The organism is Marinomonas sp. AWM4_232, assembly GCF_056158325.1.
Window position 1 is genome coordinate 243,120 of the sequence record NZ_JBSWTA010000001.1, and the last position, 17,020, is coordinate 260,139.

The 17,020-nt window shown below is 43.8% G+C and carries 16 protein-coding genes; 10 read left to right on the plus strand and 6 right to left on the minus strand.

Annotated features, from left to right (window positions below; all coding sequences use genetic code 11):
• Positions 1-61: 61 nt before the first annotated feature.
• The 8 genes from ACXAC1_RS01135 (at position 62) to yfaE (ending at position 8,758) form a co-directional block, all read left to right on the plus strand.
• On the plus strand, positions 62-2,245 hold the full coding sequence (locus ACXAC1_RS01135; RefSeq protein WP_475057832.1) for a 7TMR-DISM family protein: 2,184 nt from the start codon (positions 62-64) through the stop codon (positions 2,243-2,245).
• 60 nt (positions 2,246-2,305) lie between these two features.
• Entirely contained in the window at positions 2,306-2,647 is a 342-nt protein-coding gene (locus tag ACXAC1_RS01140; RefSeq protein ID WP_133560371.1) for a histidine triad nucleotide-binding protein, read from the plus strand.
• A gap of 18 nt (positions 2,648-2,665) precedes the next feature.
• The gene (coq7, locus tag ACXAC1_RS01145) at positions 2,666-3,298 is read left to right on the plus strand and encodes a 2-polyprenyl-3-methyl-6-methoxy-1,4-benzoquinone monooxygenase (RefSeq protein ID WP_475063759.1); all 633 of its coding nucleotides are present in this window, start codon (positions 2,666-2,668) and stop codon (positions 3,296-3,298) included.
• 3 nt (positions 3,299-3,301) lie between these two features.
• Complete coding sequence (pdxH, locus tag ACXAC1_RS01150) at positions 3,302-3,946, plus strand: pyridoxamine 5'-phosphate oxidase (protein ID WP_475057835.1); 645 nt, start codon at positions 3,302-3,304, stop codon at positions 3,944-3,946.
• Between the two features lie 63 nt (positions 3,947-4,009).
• Positions 4,010-4,717, plus strand: a complete 708-nt coding sequence (locus tag ACXAC1_RS01155) for a heparan-alpha-glucosaminide N-acetyltransferase (protein WP_475057838.1) — start codon at positions 4,010-4,012, stop codon at positions 4,715-4,717.
• 282 nt (positions 4,718-4,999) lie between these two features.
• Positions 5,000-7,267 (plus strand): class 1a ribonucleoside-diphosphate reductase subunit alpha, encoded by a 2,268-nt coding sequence (nrdA, locus tag ACXAC1_RS01160; protein ID WP_475057841.1) that lies wholly within the window; start codon positions 5,000-5,002, stop codon positions 7,265-7,267.
• 86 nt (positions 7,268-7,353) lie between these two features.
• The gene (gene nrdB / locus ACXAC1_RS01165; RefSeq protein WP_475057844.1) at positions 7,354-8,487 is read left to right on the plus strand and encodes a class Ia ribonucleoside-diphosphate reductase subunit beta; all 1,134 of its coding nucleotides are present in this window, start codon (positions 7,354-7,356) and stop codon (positions 8,485-8,487) included.
• Complete coding sequence (gene yfaE / locus ACXAC1_RS01170; protein WP_475057847.1) at positions 8,468-8,758, plus strand: class I ribonucleotide reductase maintenance protein YfaE; 291 nt, start codon at positions 8,468-8,470, stop codon at positions 8,756-8,758. Before nrdB ends, yfaE begins: the two co-directional genes overlap by 20 nt.
• Here yfaE and ACXAC1_RS01175 read toward each other — a convergent pair.
• Positions 8,755-9,366 (minus strand): CDP-alcohol phosphatidyltransferase family protein, encoded by a 612-nt coding sequence (locus ACXAC1_RS01175; protein WP_475057850.1) that lies wholly within the window; start codon positions 9,364-9,366, stop codon positions 8,755-8,757. The two genes, yfaE and ACXAC1_RS01175, sit on opposite strands and share 4 nt — an antisense overlap.
• 111 nt (positions 9,367-9,477) lie before the next feature.
• Here ACXAC1_RS01175 and ACXAC1_RS01180 point away from each other — a divergent pair, with 111 nt between their 5' ends.
• The gene (locus tag ACXAC1_RS01180; RefSeq protein WP_475057852.1) at positions 9,478-10,242 is read left to right on the plus strand and encodes an alpha/beta fold hydrolase; all 765 of its coding nucleotides are present in this window, start codon (positions 9,478-9,480) and stop codon (positions 10,240-10,242) included.
• Here the strand turns inward: ACXAC1_RS01180 and ACXAC1_RS01185 are convergent.
• Genes ACXAC1_RS01185 through ACXAC1_RS01195 form a run of 3 tightly spaced genes read right to left on the minus strand, consistent with a single transcriptional unit; the run spans position 10,216 to position 13,982 of the window.
• Entirely contained in the window at positions 10,216-11,112 is an 897-nt protein-coding gene (locus tag ACXAC1_RS01185) for a hypothetical protein (RefSeq protein ID WP_475057855.1), read from the minus strand. The two genes, ACXAC1_RS01180 and ACXAC1_RS01185, sit on opposite strands and share 27 nt — an antisense overlap.
• Before the next feature lie 17 nt (positions 11,113-11,129).
• Complete coding sequence (locus ACXAC1_RS01190) at positions 11,130-13,112, minus strand: TonB-dependent receptor plug domain-containing protein (protein ID WP_475057858.1); 1,983 nt, start codon at positions 13,110-13,112, stop codon at positions 11,130-11,132.
• A 6-nt stretch (positions 13,113-13,118) separates the two neighbouring features.
• Positions 13,119-13,982, minus strand: a complete 864-nt coding sequence (locus tag ACXAC1_RS01195; protein ID WP_475057861.1) for a prephenate dehydratase — start codon at positions 13,980-13,982, stop codon at positions 13,119-13,121.
• 112 nt (positions 13,983-14,094) lie between these two features.
• Between ACXAC1_RS01195 and yidD the strand changes: the two genes are divergently transcribed.
• Positions 14,095-14,361, plus strand: a complete 267-nt coding sequence (gene yidD, locus ACXAC1_RS01200) for a membrane protein insertion efficiency factor YidD (protein ID WP_475057864.1) — start codon at positions 14,095-14,097, stop codon at positions 14,359-14,361.
• On the opposite strand, the gene ACXAC1_RS01205 is transcribed toward yidD, so the two are convergent.
• Positions 14,358-14,999: a LuxR C-terminal-related transcriptional regulator gene (locus ACXAC1_RS01205; RefSeq protein ID WP_475057867.1), complete on the minus strand. Its 642-nt coding sequence runs from the start codon at positions 14,997-14,999 to the stop codon at positions 14,358-14,360. The genes yidD and ACXAC1_RS01205 overlap by 4 nt on opposite strands.
• 27 nt (positions 15,000-15,026) lie before the next feature.
• On the minus strand, positions 15,027-16,985 hold the full coding sequence (acs, locus tag ACXAC1_RS01210) for an acetate--CoA ligase (RefSeq protein WP_133560397.1): 1,959 nt from the start codon (positions 16,983-16,985) through the stop codon (positions 15,027-15,029).
• Between the last annotated feature and the right edge of the window lie 35 nt (positions 16,986-17,020).

The following is a 17,020-nucleotide window of genomic DNA, read 5'->3' on the forward strand; positions in this document are numbered from 1 at the left end:
AAAACTCATTCCAATTCTTCTTACTACATTTCTGCTAACCAACTTCAGTTATGGAGCTCCCATGATGGCTCTTCTTGACGAGGAGCAAAGTAGTGTAAACCTAGGCCAAGTTGGCAGCTATTACATTGATGATACAAGTAGGCTAACACTAGGAGACATAAATTCTGAACTGCTAAGAAAGCGTTTTACTCCTTTGAAAAGAGACTTCCAACAATTCGGTCTTGTGGAAGGAAATATTTGGATCAAAGCGGACATCGCTCAGAGGCTACCAGCAGGCCAATCGGCAGTATTGCATATTAAAGCCCCTAGAGTTCAAGTAGTCGATATTTACACCCCCAGCCTACTTAACAACCAAGTGTTTGCGGAAATGGGAGAAAAGCGACCATATTTCAACAGACCTATCAAACACTCTGATTATATCATCCCGTTACCTGCCAACGTACCGCCTGTGTATACTGTCTTTATCAAGGTGAGCTCTCATTTACCCATCAATCTCGTTTTAGAGGTGAAAACACTTTCTGAACTTACGAAAGACTTGCAAAAAGATAATTATCTAACTGGATTTCTGATTGGAGTTCTCTTGCTCCTGTTCACATGCAATGTCTTTTTTTCACTTCGAACAAAGCACCCCATGTACTTTATATACTCCGTCTTACTCATCGGCGTGGCATGCTTTCACTTAGCTCTTCATGGCTTGATATATCAACTATTGCCGAATTTCATTGGCCTTCAAGAACGGGTCTACAATTTTTTCGCACTTACCTGCATTGCATTAATTACTTATTTCACGAGATTTTATATTGAAACTAAAGAAAACCTACCTAGGATCGATCGACTACTGCAGCTGCTGATCATAACAAACACTACTCTGGCAATTATCTTTGCGATCGCCCCTCAAGAACTAAATATTGCCTTTTTAAGTGTTAGCACTGTCTCAACACTCATTATGTTGCTATTTGTAGGTCTTTACAGTGCTTACCAAAGAATCCAATACTCTAATTATTACTTAGTTGCCCGTGTTTTACTTACGGCCGGACACACTTTTTGGATTCTAACGGCATACGGTATTTTATCATTACCATTCTGGTACAAATGGGGACTGACTATTTCAATTGTTATTGAGGCACTCATTCATTTCACAGGCATTATTACCAGGCACACTCCCACTAATTTCAACACGTCAAAACAGGATGGGTTTCAAAATACCTATCTGCTTAATGACGTATCAGCTCGAATCACAAGACAGACGAAAATCATTGATCAAGAGCTAAAAGCAATTGAGCCGCACCAAGAAATACTCAAACGTGCTTATAAAAACCTTTCTAACTTGGCTGAACGTATCAATTATATACAAGCCTTTAAAACAGTGCAGGAGGTAACTGATCAAAGCTCAGGCAATCTACAATTACTTATTGACCAAGCAACAACCGATTTTTACGCAGTCGACCAACATAGCTCAGAAATCGAAATGCAATACGATACTACGGTTCACTGGGAGCTCCTGAGCAATAGCCAAACCATTAAACATATCTATCAAGTCATCATGGAAGAAATGCATCACCAGACTGATCAAGCATTAAACATTCACAGCGACGTCGAAGCTAATGAGCGCGATGGCCAACACACTCTTCACATTAGAACTTACCCGCTACCAAATTCGTTAGCGATGGATAGTAATCAATACCTTGGTGCTCGATACCTAGCTGACATCGTTGAGACATTAAACGGACATGCTCAAATATCTGGTGAGGGAAGAAAACGTGCGCTTATTTGCTCCATTCCCATTCATGCACGACAAGTTGAGCTAAGCGCTCTTGCGAAAGCTACGCAAACAGGGTCGTTCATACCTGTCATCATCGGCCATCAAGATTCCGAGCTAATCGAACGGACCAATAACTTTTTGCACAGTCGCCTTCTATCATTAACACATATAGATAAACTAGAAGACTTGCATTTGTTGATCGGTAACCGCTCCATCAATTCTCGCTTTTTAATTATTCTTTTTGAAGACACTAAAAATTTTGGTGCTTCTGATCTGGTAAGCTTCATTCACAATCTGCAAGACGATGATGCCTGCCTACTGATCTCTAACAATGTTAATATGTCACAAGAATACGCAAGTGCACTTGGCTTTAATGGCTTTATATACAGTTCTCAAATTGAAACTAAACTACTCTTTGATATGGAACGTATTCAACGAGAAACTTCGAATATTATGCTGTCACGCGTCAAAAGAAGGCACTAACCACCTTGTATTTGATAGACATTCTCAAATAATGGATCTGCTTAGCTTAAGGAGCTTATTATGGATTGTTTGTTCTGCAAACTTGTAAACGGCGACATACCTGCAAAAATCTTATACCAAGATGATGATGTGATCGCTTTTGAAGATATTGCGCCACAAGCACCCACTCATTTTCTGGTCATTCCTAAGCGTCATATCAGTACGTTAAATGACCTGACTAATGACGACGCAGCACTGGTCGGCAAACTCCCTATTACCGCAGCAAAAATTGCAAAAGAGAAAGGGCTTGCTGATGATGGTTACCGAGTCGTTATGAACTGTAATGAGATGGGGGGACAGACAGTCTACCATATTCACATGCATGTTCTGGGTGGCCGTGCGATGACTTGGCCTCCAGGTTAACCAAAAGGTACTCTCATGCTGCTAAATAAATTGGACAAAGCGGTCTTACAATTTGATCGCGCACTACAAACACTGGTACCTAAAGCGGCTAAAGCTGATCGACCGTCGCCAGCTCACCCTCTACCCGAAGCAGAATTCTCTGCATCAGAGCGCAAGCATGCTGTTGGGTTGATGCGTATAAACCACACTGGCGAAGTGTGCGCGCAAGCCCTTTACGCAGGTCAAGCAACGACCGCCAAACTGGCTACAGTTAGAGCAGAAATGGAACATGCTGCAGATGAGGAAATCGACCACCTTGTTTGGTGCGAAGAAAGGCTTTACGAGTTAGGTAGCCGCCCAAGTATACTCACCCCACTTTTCTACGGTGCATCATTTTGTATTGGTGCTGGAGCGGGACTGATTAGCGATAAGCTCAGTCTAGGCTTTGTTGCCGCCACGGAAGACCAAGTATGCCTTCATTTAGATAAGCACATGGCGGCTTTGCCCGCTCAAGATCAACGCTCGCGAGCAGTGCTTTCTCAAATGCGTATTGATGAAGCGAAGCACAAACAAATGGCTCTTGATTCTGGCGGCTATGAGTTCCCAAAACCTGTTATGCAAGTCATGACTTTGGTCTCAAAAGTTATGACACAGTCAACTTACCGGATTTAAACTATGAATCGTGATTTACAATCTTTGCGCAGAGATTATCAGTTTGATGACCTGACAGAAGAAAAAGCAGGACAAGACCCTTTAGCACTCTTTGACGAATGGCTTAATCTAGCCATTGAATCTTGCCCGGAAGACCCGACTGGCATGCTTCTTAGTACAGTCGATGCGGATAACAAACCCCATTGCCGGACTGTTTTGTTAAAGCAACGCGAAGGCGACACATTTAGTTTTTTTACTAACTACGACAGCGATAAAGGCCAAGATATTGCCCAGAACCCTAATGTCTGCTTGACGTTTTTCTGGCCTTCCTTATCTCGCCAAGTTCGAATTGAAGGGGTAGCAAGCAAAGTCGATCGTTCAATCTCAGAAAACTATTTTGCCACACGCCCGAAGGGTAGCCAGCTAGCAGCCAGTATTTCTCGGCAGAGCCAAATCATTGACTCGAGAGAAGTGTTATCTACAGAGTTTGCTGCCATGGAAGAGCAATATAAAGACACACCAGTCCCCTGCCCTGAAAACTGGGGAGGATATAGTGTTAAAGCAACCATAATAGAGTTCTGGCAAGGGCGCCCTAGTCGTCTACACGATCGTATTATTTTTACCGCTCATTCAGAGGGTAAATGGAGTGTCGTGCGAAAAGCTCCTTAGTTGCTTTTCCGATCGGCTGCCATGCTATATTCTGTGCAGCCGATATCTAGCACCTTTACCATAATGTCTTTAACTGAACGCTCATATCGATCAAACAGCTTAGATACTTACCGTGGTATCGCCGTTGGTTTGATGATCCTCTTTCATTTTCTATGGAATCTTAGGGAGTTCGGACTCTTATCTTTCGATATAGAAAACCCTATTTGGCTCGGCTTTCGAAGTATCATTGTTTTTATGTTTGTCAGCGCATTAGGGTGTTCAAGCTACCTTGCCGTGAGTCAGAACCATGCCAGACAACGCTTTCTTAAGAATCAGCTCAAACTTGGTATTGCTGCACTCTGTATCTCTTGTGGTACTTATCTTTTATTGCCATCACAGTGGGTATTCTTTGGTATTTTACAGTTCTTGTTCATAACTGGCTGGCTACTGAGGTCTATCGCTTCTTATCCAGTAATCACTGCAAGCGCGGGCTTAGCTATAGTAGCGCTAAGCCTTTACAACAACGTTGATGCCATAACGGCACACCGCTGGTTCATAACGACTTTTAATGCACCGGCAAATACCATCGATTTTATTAACCCACTCCCATGGATTGGAGTTGCTATGATTGGCCCATTTTTTGGATACGTAAAGCTTCATAAACTTATGTTACCAATCAATGCACTGACTTCTGGATTAAGTTGGATGGGGAAAAACGCTCTGGCGATTTACTTATTACACCAACTTATTCTGTTTCCTTTCGTTGCCTTAATGAGTTTTGCTTTAAGGTGACAGTTGTCACCCTTTAGTCGTAATAAATTAGCACACAAAATTTCTTTTTTTGATGTTGCAATTGTAGGTTCTTGAAGTGTTGGGCACAGAAACGTGAGTGACCACTTCAGTGGCATGTGAGATGCAAAATTTTGCATTTTTCAAGCCTTGATTTTCATCGATATGCGCACTATTGTTCGTGCCATAAAAGACAATACCACACTACATCTAGTATCAAGCAGTACTTGTAAATACTATATACAGTATATCCACAGGTTTTACTGCAAAAACGGGAATTTAAGCATGAGCACTCTGACAGTTACCAAGCGGAACGGCAGCATTGAGAAAATTGACCTAGAAAAAATTCACAAAGTGATTACCTGGGCAGCAGAGGGTTTAGAGAATGTTTCCGTTTCACAAGTTGAGCTAAAAGCTCAAATTCAATTCTTTGAAGGCATTCGCACAACAGACATTCACGAGACCTTAATCAAGTCAGCAGCAGACTTAATTTCCGAAGACACTCCGGACTATCAGTACCTAGCGGCTCGTCTTGCTATTTTCCATCTTCGCAAAAAAGCATTTGGTGAATTTGAGCCACCACATTTGCATCAGCATGTACGCAACCTGATCGAGCAAGGCCGCTACGACAAAGAAATCCTTGAGCATTACAGCTCAGAAGAGCTAGATACAATCAACGGCTTCATTGATCATTCCCGCGATATGAACTTCTCTTACGCAGCCGTTAAGCAGCTAGAGGGTAAATACCTAGTCCAGAACCGCGTAACGGGCGAAATTTACGAGAGCCCACAGTTTATTTACATTCTCGTAGCGGCATGCTTGTTTGCGAAATATGAAGGCGAAACTCGCCTTGATTTGATCAAACGCTTCTATGATGCTGTTTCTCAATTCAAACTATCTCTACCAACTCCAATCATGTCTGGTATTCGAACACCTACTCGCCAGTTCAGTAGCTGTGTATTGATTGAGTGTGGAGATTCACTTGATTCCATTAATGCGACATCCAGCGCTGTGGTTAAATACGTCAGCCAACGTGCAGGCATCGGTATCAATGCTGGCGCCATTCGAGCGCTAGGTAGCCCGATTCGTGGCGGCGAAGCATTCCACACTGGCTGTATCCCATTCTATAAACATTTCCAAACAGCAGTGAAAAGCTGTTCTCAGGGCGGTGTGCGTGGTGGGGCAGCAACCGTGTTCTACCCAATCTGGCACTTAGAAGTTGAGAGCTTGCTGGTTCTTAAGAATAACCGTGGTGTGGAAGAAAACCGTGTACGCCACCTTGATTACGGTGTTCAGTTTAACCGCTTGATGTACCAACGCTTGATCAAAGGTGGCAACATTACTTTGTTCAGCCCTTCTGATGTGCCTGGTTTGTACGATGCCTTCTTCGCTGATCAAGAAGAGTTTGATCGCCTATACACTATGTACGAAGCGGATGAGAACATCCGTAAGCGCACCATCAAAGCATCTGAGCTATTTACTTTATTCGCTTCTGAACGTGCGAGTACAGGTCGAATCTATCTACAAAACGTTGACCACTGTAATACCCATAGCCCATTCGATCCGAAAGTTGCGCCGGTCAAACAAAGCAACCTTTGCCTTGAAATTGCATTGCCGACTAAGCCGTTAAACCGCATCGATGATGAAGAAGGTGAAATTGCTTTATGTACTTTGTCTGCATTTAACCTAGGTGCGCTAGAAAACCTAGATGAGTTGGAAGAACTGTCTGATCTGATTATTCGTGCACTAGACAGCCTTTTGGATTACCAAAACTACCCAATCCCAGCGGCACAACGTGCAACAGAATTGCGTCGTACTTTAGGTGTAGGTGTGATTAACTATGCTTACTACCTAGCTAAGAACGGCGTGCGCTACTCAGATGGCAGTGCAAATGATCTTACCCATAAGACCTTTGAAGCCATTCAGTACTACTTGCTGAAAGCGTCTAATCAACTGGCTAAAGAGTTTGGCCCATGTACTGCGTTTAATGAAACTACGTACGCTAAAGGCATCCTGCCAATTGATTCATACAAGAAGGATCTGGATAGCATTGTCACAACAGAGCTTCAATACGACTGGGAAGCACTACGTGAAGAAATTAAGCAACACGGCCTACGTAACTCAACGCTAACTGCGTTGATGCCATCTGAAACGTCTTCACAAATCAGCAATGCGACCAACGGCATCGAGCCACCACGTGGTTTTGTATCAGTTAAAGCCAGCAAAGACGGTATCCTGAAACAGGTTGTTCCTGAATTTGAACGTCTTAAGCACGACTACGAACTACTTTGGACACTACCTTCAAATGATGGCTACTTGCAGCTTGTTGGTATCATGCAGAAGTTTGTTGACCAAGCGATTTCAGCGAATACAAACTACGATCCATCAAAGTTTGAGGGTGGTAAAGTACCCATGAAAGTCATCCTAAAAGACTTGCTTACCGCTTATAAACTAGGTGTTAAAACCCTGTATTACCACAATACTCGTGACGGTGCAGAAGACAAGCAAGATGACATGGCGGATGATTGTGCAGGCGGCGCTTGTAAGATCTAATTCCCTTGGCCCTGCGTAATATTGTGTAGGGCCTCGCTCCTAATTTACTTATTAATTTTCGCGATCATTAAGGATCTTTTTCGGCAATGAGTTACTCTACCTTCAACCGCAAGAAATTTGATAGCTTGCAAGAACCGATGTTTTTCGGGGAAAACGTTAACGTAGCGCGCTACGACCAACAAAAGCACCCAATCTTTGAAAAGCTTATCGAGAAGCAGCTGTCCTTCTTCTGGCGCCCAGAGGAGGTAGATCTTTCCAATGACCGTAAAGATTTCTTGAAGCTAGAAGAGCATGAGCAACATATATTTCTGAGCAACCTGAAATACCAAACGCTGTTAGATAGTGTTCAAGGTCGCTCGCCAAACGTTGCTCTGCTACCTATTGTATCGCTACCAGAACTTGAAACATGGATTGAGACATGGTCGTTCTCAGAAACCATTCACAGCCGTTCGTACACACATATCATTCGTAACATTGTTAATGATCCTACCAAAGTATTTGACGACATTATTGTAAATGAAGAAATCGCGAAACGTGCGATCAGTGTGTCAAAGTACTACGATGATCTCATTGAGCTGGTAAGCCTTTACAACACTCTGGGCCTAGGCACACATCATGTCCCAGGTCGTGGCGAAGTGGTTGTTTCAATGAAAACTTTGAAAAAAGCACTGTATCTGACTGTTGCATCGGTAAACGTCCTTGAGGCCATACGCTTCTACGTTAGCTTTGCCTGCAGCTTCGCTTTTGCTGAGCGCACGTTGATGGAAGGTAACGCCAAAATCATAAAGTTGATCGCTCGCGATGAAGCGCTACATTTGAATGGTACTCAGCATATGATGAACCTGATGATGTCTGGACGCGATGACCCAGAAATGGCGGTCATTGCACAAGAGTGCCAGCAAGACGTCATTAATATCTTTGTTGAAGCAGCGCAACAAGAACGAGATTGGGCTCAATACCTATTCAAAGACGGCTCTATGATTGGCTTAAACGCTCAGATTCTTGGTCAATATGTTGAATACATTACCAATGTTCGCATGCAAGCAATTGGTCTTGAGCCTCAGTTCCCTACAAAGAACAACCCTATCCCATGGATCAATGCATGGCTTGTCAGCGATAACGTTCAAGTGGCCCCACAAGAAGCTGAAATCAGTTCTTACCTAGTGGGTCAGATTGACAACGATTTAGACGGAGCAGATTTTGACGACTTTGATCTCTGATACTGAGCATCAAGATCGAACCGTACATCGTGTGTTATTGGGGAAGAAGCAAGTTCTGGTAACAGAAGATGAACCACTCCTTCCCCAGCTAGAACGATCTGGTATTCTCGTCGAATACCAGTGTCGGGAAGGATATTGTTCAGCCTGTACCATTAAACTGCTTTGGGGAAAGGTAGACTACCCTGTTGAGCCATTAGCATGGGTCAACAGTGGTTATATTCTGGCCTGCTGTGCAATCGTGAAAAGCGATATCGAGATTGCGCTCCTTTAAGCTTTTAACATCTTATAAGACACAAACACTCTTGTTGCGGTTGTCACCCAACAAAGACAACCGAACACCACGGCTAATAACACAAAGTGACTTGGCAACAAGCACATTAATACAAAACAAGCGATGGTTTCTGAGCCTTCGGTGATCCCTCCTAGAAAGTAAAGAGACTTTTTCCCATACTCTAACTGCTCAATGTTTTGTTTAGCTGCCATAATGGCAAACGCTAAAAAGCTGCTACCTGTTCCCATAAAAGACCAAATTAAAAACGCTGCTGCCAAAGCGTTTTCCTCAGGTAAAGCGACGGCAAAGCCCACCACAACCCCAGAGTAAAAGATAAAATCGAGAACAATATCTAAATATCCTCCTGCATCAGAGCTGGTATCAGTGATTCGAGCAATCGTACCATCCAGCCCATCTCCTAAGCGATTAAGACAAATAGCAACAAGCCCCAATCCATACATCTCCATTGAAATAAACAAAGCCCCCATCATCCCCACAACAAACGCTGCGACGGTAACTTGATTGGCTGATATACCGCGATCAATCAGAGGTGTCGCCAAACGTACTAGAGGCGCTTTTATGACCGGCAAAACATATTTATCAAACACAACTTCTCTCTCATCACTAAATCTATAAGCATTATTTTACTTATACGTTCGATCCATGTTGTTTGTTACTATAGCGATCAGATTTAATGCCTGGCTATAGGAAATAATTTCATGATTTACGCAAAGCAGTATGGTGAAGACCTGCCTCCACTTGTTGTCATTCACGGCCTCTTTGGAAACGCTGACAATTGGCACTCTATCGCTCAAAAATGGGCAGAGCACTTTACCGTCTACTGTCTTGATTTACCAAACCACGGGCGCTCTTCCGGCTTAGCTCCTATTACTTTTCCAGCGATGGCCAAAGTCATCAACGAATGGTTAGAGGAAAACCAGCTCAGCCAGTTCTATCTCTTAGGGCACTCTCTTGGTGGTAAAGTTGCGATGCAGCTAGCAAGTGATTATCCAGAGAAAGTTCTAAAGCTCGTTGTAGCAGACATCGCTCCGGTGAATTACACACCTAGCCATACCGAAATATTCAAAGGGCTGAAAGAAATTGATCGCCAACTCCCTGCTACTCGTAAAGAAGCCGATCAAATCCTTGCCCAATTTGAACCAAATATCGGTGTTCGACAGTTTCTGTTGAAAAACCTTCAACGCCAAGACAATGGCGGACACACCTTAGCACTTGGCTTGGATAATTTGATGGCAGGTTACAATACAATATTGAGTGCTCCGCTATTGAGTGACGGTATTTCAGTTGAAACACTGTTTATAAAAGGCGAAAAGTCGCCTTATATCTTACCTGAGCATCAAGCAGCAACCTTGAAGTTCTTTCCAAACGCCACTGTGAAAATGATTCCCGATACTGGACACTGGCTCCATGCAGAAAAGCCGACAACGTTCGCCAGCCTAGTTCGTAGATTCTTGGCACCCTAGTTCTGGGCAGACACCGAGTTCGTCAATCAAAAAGCGATCGGTTGGTAAAACTAGCCCATACATCCTAATGAGGTATGGGTTAAACGTCACACGCAGAGGCGTAGGGTAGCTTGGGGGCATCAACGTTTGACTTGATTCATAAACATGGATGTATGAGCTGACCAAAGACAATTTTTCTTGAGATGTGCTGTAGATTCCATAGAGCGCCCCAGCTCTAACCAATTGCAAAGAATGCGCGCCAAGCGCCTTCTTTTTATGAAACATTAGACGAATGGCATCTTTCGAAAATTGAGCGTCAAACAAGACTGAATCATACAGAGACAGTACCAGATTAGAACTTTCCAAAACCGTCGTCAGGTCTTTGAGTGTTTGCTCACGATTACCGACTTCAATCATCTGACTTTGCAGAGCTACGCCAAACTTTTCAGATAATTCAGTCAGGTCTGCACCTAAAGCAATGTTCGGGCTATGCACAATCGTAATAGGTGCTTGATCTTCCCAGAAAGTTTTTAACACAGATAAACGAAGTGCTAGGGGGGCACCAGAGAACACGGCTGTGGTGGGTTTGCTGCACCCCGCTTGAGCCTGTACAAACTCTTGCTCCCCCAGAAACAAAGCTACGATAGAGACTTGTTTAGAACTTGCGCATACTTTCTTGAAACTATGTTGACCTACCGTAATGACAAGATCGCCATCTTTCAACTGCTGCTGGGGATTATTTAAAGCAGAAACTTGGTAATGCGAAGAGGCACTAAGGGACATAGAAAGAACCCTAGAAACGTTTTCACGGCCATCGTGGTACACGTAAGTAACAGCGCTAGCATAAGCACTAAACAAACACCCAATGATCACCGAGATAAACCATTTCATAGCGAACGATTTCGTCGTCAAAACGACAAGTTTGCAAACATGAATAGGCTAGTTTTATCATCCGTCACATTATTCACTCGAATATAAGGATTACTGTCCAATCGTACCGTTCCTCCTAAACCCGCACTGAAGGTAAAGTCATCTGTTGTTGCCCGATGGGTCAACCAGAGACTTAAAAATTCGTGGTCGTATGTCGCCATTTCCTTTCCATAAATATAGCGGGAATTGAGGGAAATTCTATCGTTTACAGGTAAACTTACAAATAACGTTGTAATCAAAGGTGTTACCGTTTCTTTCAGCTTGCGAGACTCCGTATCGGTATCTTGGTAAGCAAATGTACCTCGCACCAGCACCCCATTCCGTGAGCGCCAATCCAATTCCGCTTCAAAACCTTCGATGGTAGCTTGATAACTTTCATTAGACGTTAATATGCCCCCATCCTCTAGCGCATCCTCATATTTTTTTCCCGACGCAGAAAGGTTCGATAAATGCTCACTATACACTGACAGGTCATAAGACAGTCCAAATTCGGGTATATTATGATAAAGGCCGAGTTCGTATGAAGTAATCTTCTCAGCTGGAATCCCTTTTGCGTAAGCGGGAATAGAATGAAGGCCATTAAAAACATATGACCATTCAGCCTTTTCGTCCAGTAAGTCTGGGGTACGATAGGCCTGTGAGACATTTGCTCTAATTGAGGCCTGTTCAGATAGTTTATACACCACACCAAGCTGTGGCGATGTATAGCTCCCCGTAAGCTTACTGTGTTCAAGCATAAGCCCGGCATTCAATATAATAGGATCCCATGCTCGATAGTTCAGATTACTAGACGCACGAACCAGCTCTTCGGTGTAATCGCCATTGAAATAAGTCTTAGAATATACGTTATCTTGTCTATAGGACGCCGAATTTACTAAGCGTAAATCCTGATTAGGGGTCCAAATACTCTGCACTTCAATATCATGTCGATTTTCATCAAGATCCGATACAAGCTCGCCTGAGTATATTTGGACATTCGGCAGATTTTGAGCAAACAGCAGGTTTAAGACTTGGCCGTATACATCGATATTATGTACTTCGGTTTGTTGCGATCGGTCATAATAATATTGAAGCTTTACTGTATGCGATGGCGATTGGTCTAATTCCCACCCTACTTTAATGTGCTCTCTATCTTGATCCAAATATGGAGTTGATTCGTCGTAACTAACTCCTGTTATTTCGTAGAACTCAACATCTGCATCAAGATGTGAGGCCCCTATATCAATGTCTAACTTCTGAGACTCATCTTGGTAAATAAACAACATATTACCAGAGCGCTGAGTATGTCCATCATTCCTTGGATCCCCATCACCTTTGCGATCGTAACCATCAATAGTGCCTTGAGAAGCAGAAACTCGATAGCTCCAGTTGTCCTTCAGACCGCTGTGCTGTCCGTATACTCTGCGATTACCTTGATCGTCATTGGTGTAAAAAATACTACTCCCCAATGTATCCATCGGGCTGCGAGTAATAATATTCACAACTGCTAAGAAAGAGTTACTACCGTAGCTTGATGCATTTGGTCCGCGATTCACTTCAATGCGTTCAATATCCTCAACATTTAAAGCCAAACTTGACCAGTCCACACGAGCGTAAGCAGAGCTGTAAACAGAACGACCATTAACAAGCACTTGTATACGACGAAATCGATCTAACTCAGTACCATGGTAAGCCACAACTTTGCGGTATGAATTCCAATATGGCCCGACAAAAAAACCCGGCACATAAGCAAGAAGGTCTTCAACATATTGCACATTTGACCGACGAATAAACTCTCCGGAAAGCACCGACAAAGTGGAAGACACTTCTACTCTAGGTTGAGCAACCCTAGCGGGGGTCACCACCGCTGGGATGTCATCTTGTAACATATTATCCAGCACCGCTAACGAAAACTCGTACTCTTCAGCTGAGATTAATCCTGCATAAGCAAACAGAATCACCCCTGTCGCGAATCGAAACATATATCCTCACTTACGAAAAGAGTCGGCATAGTAAGTCCCTAATATGCGTATATCTTCTGAAAAGAAACGGAGCTCCTCTAATGCTGCCTGCATACTTGGAGATTGAAAGTGTGCCTCCACATCAACATAGAATTGAGTTGCGGTAAAATGGCCATCCAACATATAGCTTTCTAGCTTAAGCATATTGATGCCATGGGTAGCAAAGCCCCCCATGGCCTTATATAACGCAGCAGGGATGTTTCGCACTTTAAATAAAAACGAAGTGATGTAGCGTTGACCTGGCTCGTAGATAGGCATTTTTTGTTGTCTAGAAAAAACAAGAAAGCGAGTAGTGTTTCCAGAAACGTCATTAAAGTGAGACTGTAAAATCGTTAAGCCATAAAGTTCCGCGGCAAGAGATGAAGAGATAACCGCTAAATCCTGCTGCTTGGATTCAGCCAAATGTTTTGCCGCCCCTGCAGTATCGTACATCGCAACAGCTTTCGCATTGATCCCTTTAATGTTTCGATCACATTGAGCGAGTGCTTGGGGATGACTGCCGATGAGCTGTATCGCCTCAACCGGAGTATCAGGCAGGGCCATTAAACAGTGATTAACCGGCTCGAAGTGTTCTTTCACGACATAGAGTTGCGTGCCTTTTAACTCTCGATAAATCTCTTCGACCCGACCCGCTGTCGAGTTTTCAACCGGAATCATGGCATAATGTGCTTCGCCATTCTCGACTTTCGCTAATGCTTGGCTAAAACTGGCACAATTAATCATTTGCCAGTCAGGGAAACAGTGCTTACATGCTAAATGAGAATAAGCGCCGGGTTCTCCCTGGTAAGCGACAATTTGGTCAGCATCGATAGCCACATCTACGTGAGACATGAACGTTTACCCATATATGAAAATAATTAGACTTTGAACCTTACCAATTTTTTACGTTTTTCAACACTAGAAATGGCAATAAAACCATATATTTAATGACATATGAGCTAATATGAAACGCGCCTTTATTCTCTTAGTGAAACTTTATCAGTACCTGATAAGCCCTCTTTTGGGTAATAACTGTCGCTATTACCCAAGCTGCTCGGCGTATATGATCGAAGCAATTGAACGATTTGGTGTGGTAAAAGGAACATGGTTAGGACTAAAGAGATTGGGCCGCTGCCACCCATTTTGTGAAGGTGGCATTGACCCAGTGCCCGAAAAGAACAGCAAAACCTGTCAGTCATGCTCAGACAAACATTCTTCGAAGAAACGCTAATTAAGCTGGAGATTAAGGTCACTCACAACCAAAACGGCTTGTGTACGATTGTTGATATTCAGTTTTCTGAAAATGGCTGTTATGTGTGCTTTAACAGTCGCTTCTGAGATACTCAGCTCATACGCAATTTGCTTGTTCAACAAGCCTTCATGCAAATAGCAAAGCACCTTATATTGCTGCGGTGTCAACTCTGCAACCCGACGTTGCATGTCTAAATTTGGTGCAGGCAACTGCTGTAACTGCTCCGCCATACCCTGCGGCAACCAGCTATCTCCCTCCAAAATGGTTGAGATGGCTTCTACGTAGAGAGCAGGCTCGCTAGTTTTTGGGATAAACCCTAAAGCACCAGCCTCAATGACATTAGCAACAACTGTTAAATCATCACTACCAGAAATCACTGCAAGGGGAATATCAGGAAAGTCCGAACGGATACGTATTAATCCATATAAATCACCGCTTCCTGGCATATTTAAATCCAGAAGCAGCAAATCCACATCAGGATTTGCCTTTAAGCTACCTAATGTGGATTCCAGATCATGTGATTCTTGGATCTCTACTTCACCGAGTTGATCTCGCAGTGCCCCCGTAAGAGCACTACGAAATAAAGGATGATCATCAGCGATAAGAAGTGAAATCACTCGTTTTCCTTAGCATGTACGTATGATTTACTTATTTAACCTGTTATCGATCAAATCATCAACCACACTAGGGTCTGCTAGGGTACTTGTGTCACCTAATGAGTCATGTTCATTGGCTGCAATCTTACGCAAAATACGGCGCATGATCTTACCTGAACGAGTTTTTGGTAAACCTGTCGTTGCCCAATGCACAAGGTCAGGCGTTGCGATTGGACCTACTTCTTGACGTACCATCATTTTCACTGACTTAGTCAGCTCTTCGTCTACCTCAACTCCGGAAACTGGGATGATGTAAACATAGATCCCCTGACCTTTCAGGTCGTGTGGGTAACCCACAACCGCTGCTTCCGCTACCGATGGGTGAGCAACTAAAGCACTTTCGATCTCTGCCGTACCTAGACGGTGACCAGAGACGTTCAGTACATCATCCATACGGCCAGTGATCCAGTATGCGCCATCAGCGTCGCGACGAGCGCCATCACCTGTAAAGTATTTGCCTTCAAAGGTACTGAAGTAAGTTTGCTCGAAACGTTCATGATCACCATAAACCGTTCGAGATTGACCAGGCCAAGAATCTAGAATCACTAGGCCGCCTTCTACTTCAACCCCCATTTCAGTAATCAAGTTACCTTCTGCATCAACTAGAGCTGGCTGAACACCAAACAATGGAGCAGTACAAGAGCCTGGCTTAGGGTTTGTTTCTGTGACACGCGGCGTCATCATTAAGCCACCTGTTTCTGTCTGCCACCAAGTATCAACGATCGGGCACTTACCGTTACCAATGTTCTTGTGGTACCAAACCCACGCTTCTGGGTTAATTGGCTCCCCGACACTGCCTAGCACACGAAGTGAGTCACGTTTGCTCGTCGCAATTGGCTCATCGCCTTTCGCCATTAAGGCACGGATAGCGGTAGGCGCGGTGTACAGTTGGGTCACATTAAATTTGTCTACCACACGGCCAATTCGGCCTGAATCTGGATAAGTCGGTACACCTTCAAATAAAACACTGGTCACACCATTCGCAAGAGGACCGTAGACCATGTAGCTGTGGCCTGTGATCCAACCCACGTCAGCCGCACACCAGTACACATCATCCGGTTTAATATCAAACACCACTTCGTGAGTTAATGATGCGTAGACTAGGTAACCACCCGTGGTGTGAACCACACCTTTAGGTTTGCCTGTTGAACCTGACGTGTAGAGAATAAACAACGGATCTTCTGCATTCATTGGCTCAGGTGCGGCGTCTGTACTTTCTTGAGAAGCAAGCTCAGCCCAATCCAGATCACGACCTTCTACCCAATTCACATCGGCGTTGGTATAGCGATAAACCACCACGCTCTCGACCGATGGGCAGGCATTATTTTCAAGTGCCTTGTCCACGTTATTTTTCAGAGGTACAAGGTTGCCGGCACGCTTACCTTGATCTGCTGTAAGAACCAATTTTACTTTACAGTCGTTTAGACGATCTGCGATGGCAGAAGCAGAGAAGCCCCCAAAGATAACACTGTGAATCGCACCGATACGGGCACAAGCAAGCATCGCATAAGCTGCTTGCGGGATCATAGGCATGTAGATAGCGACACGATCGCCTTTTTGCACACCCTGTTTACGCAACACATTTGCTAAACGCCCTACTTCATCATGCAACTCTTGGTAAGTAACAACTGAATCGTTGCCCTCAACATCACCTTCAACATAAAAAGCGACTTTATCTGCTTTTTCAGGTAAGTGGCGGTCAATACAGTTGTAGGCTGCATTCAGCTCGCCGTCTTCGAACCACTTAATGCTGACATTGCCACGCTCAAAGCTTGTATTTTTTACTTTCGTGTAAGGTTTTGACCATACTAGACGTTTACCCTCTTCTCCCCAGAATGCCTCTGGGTCTGATACTGATAACTGGTAACGCTCTTCAAATTCTGCTTGGCTAACATTGGCATTGGAGTAGGTGTAATCCATCTGCTCCGTGTAATTTGACTGTGACATGACTCGCTCCGTTGTTATTTTTTATAAGGATGCTG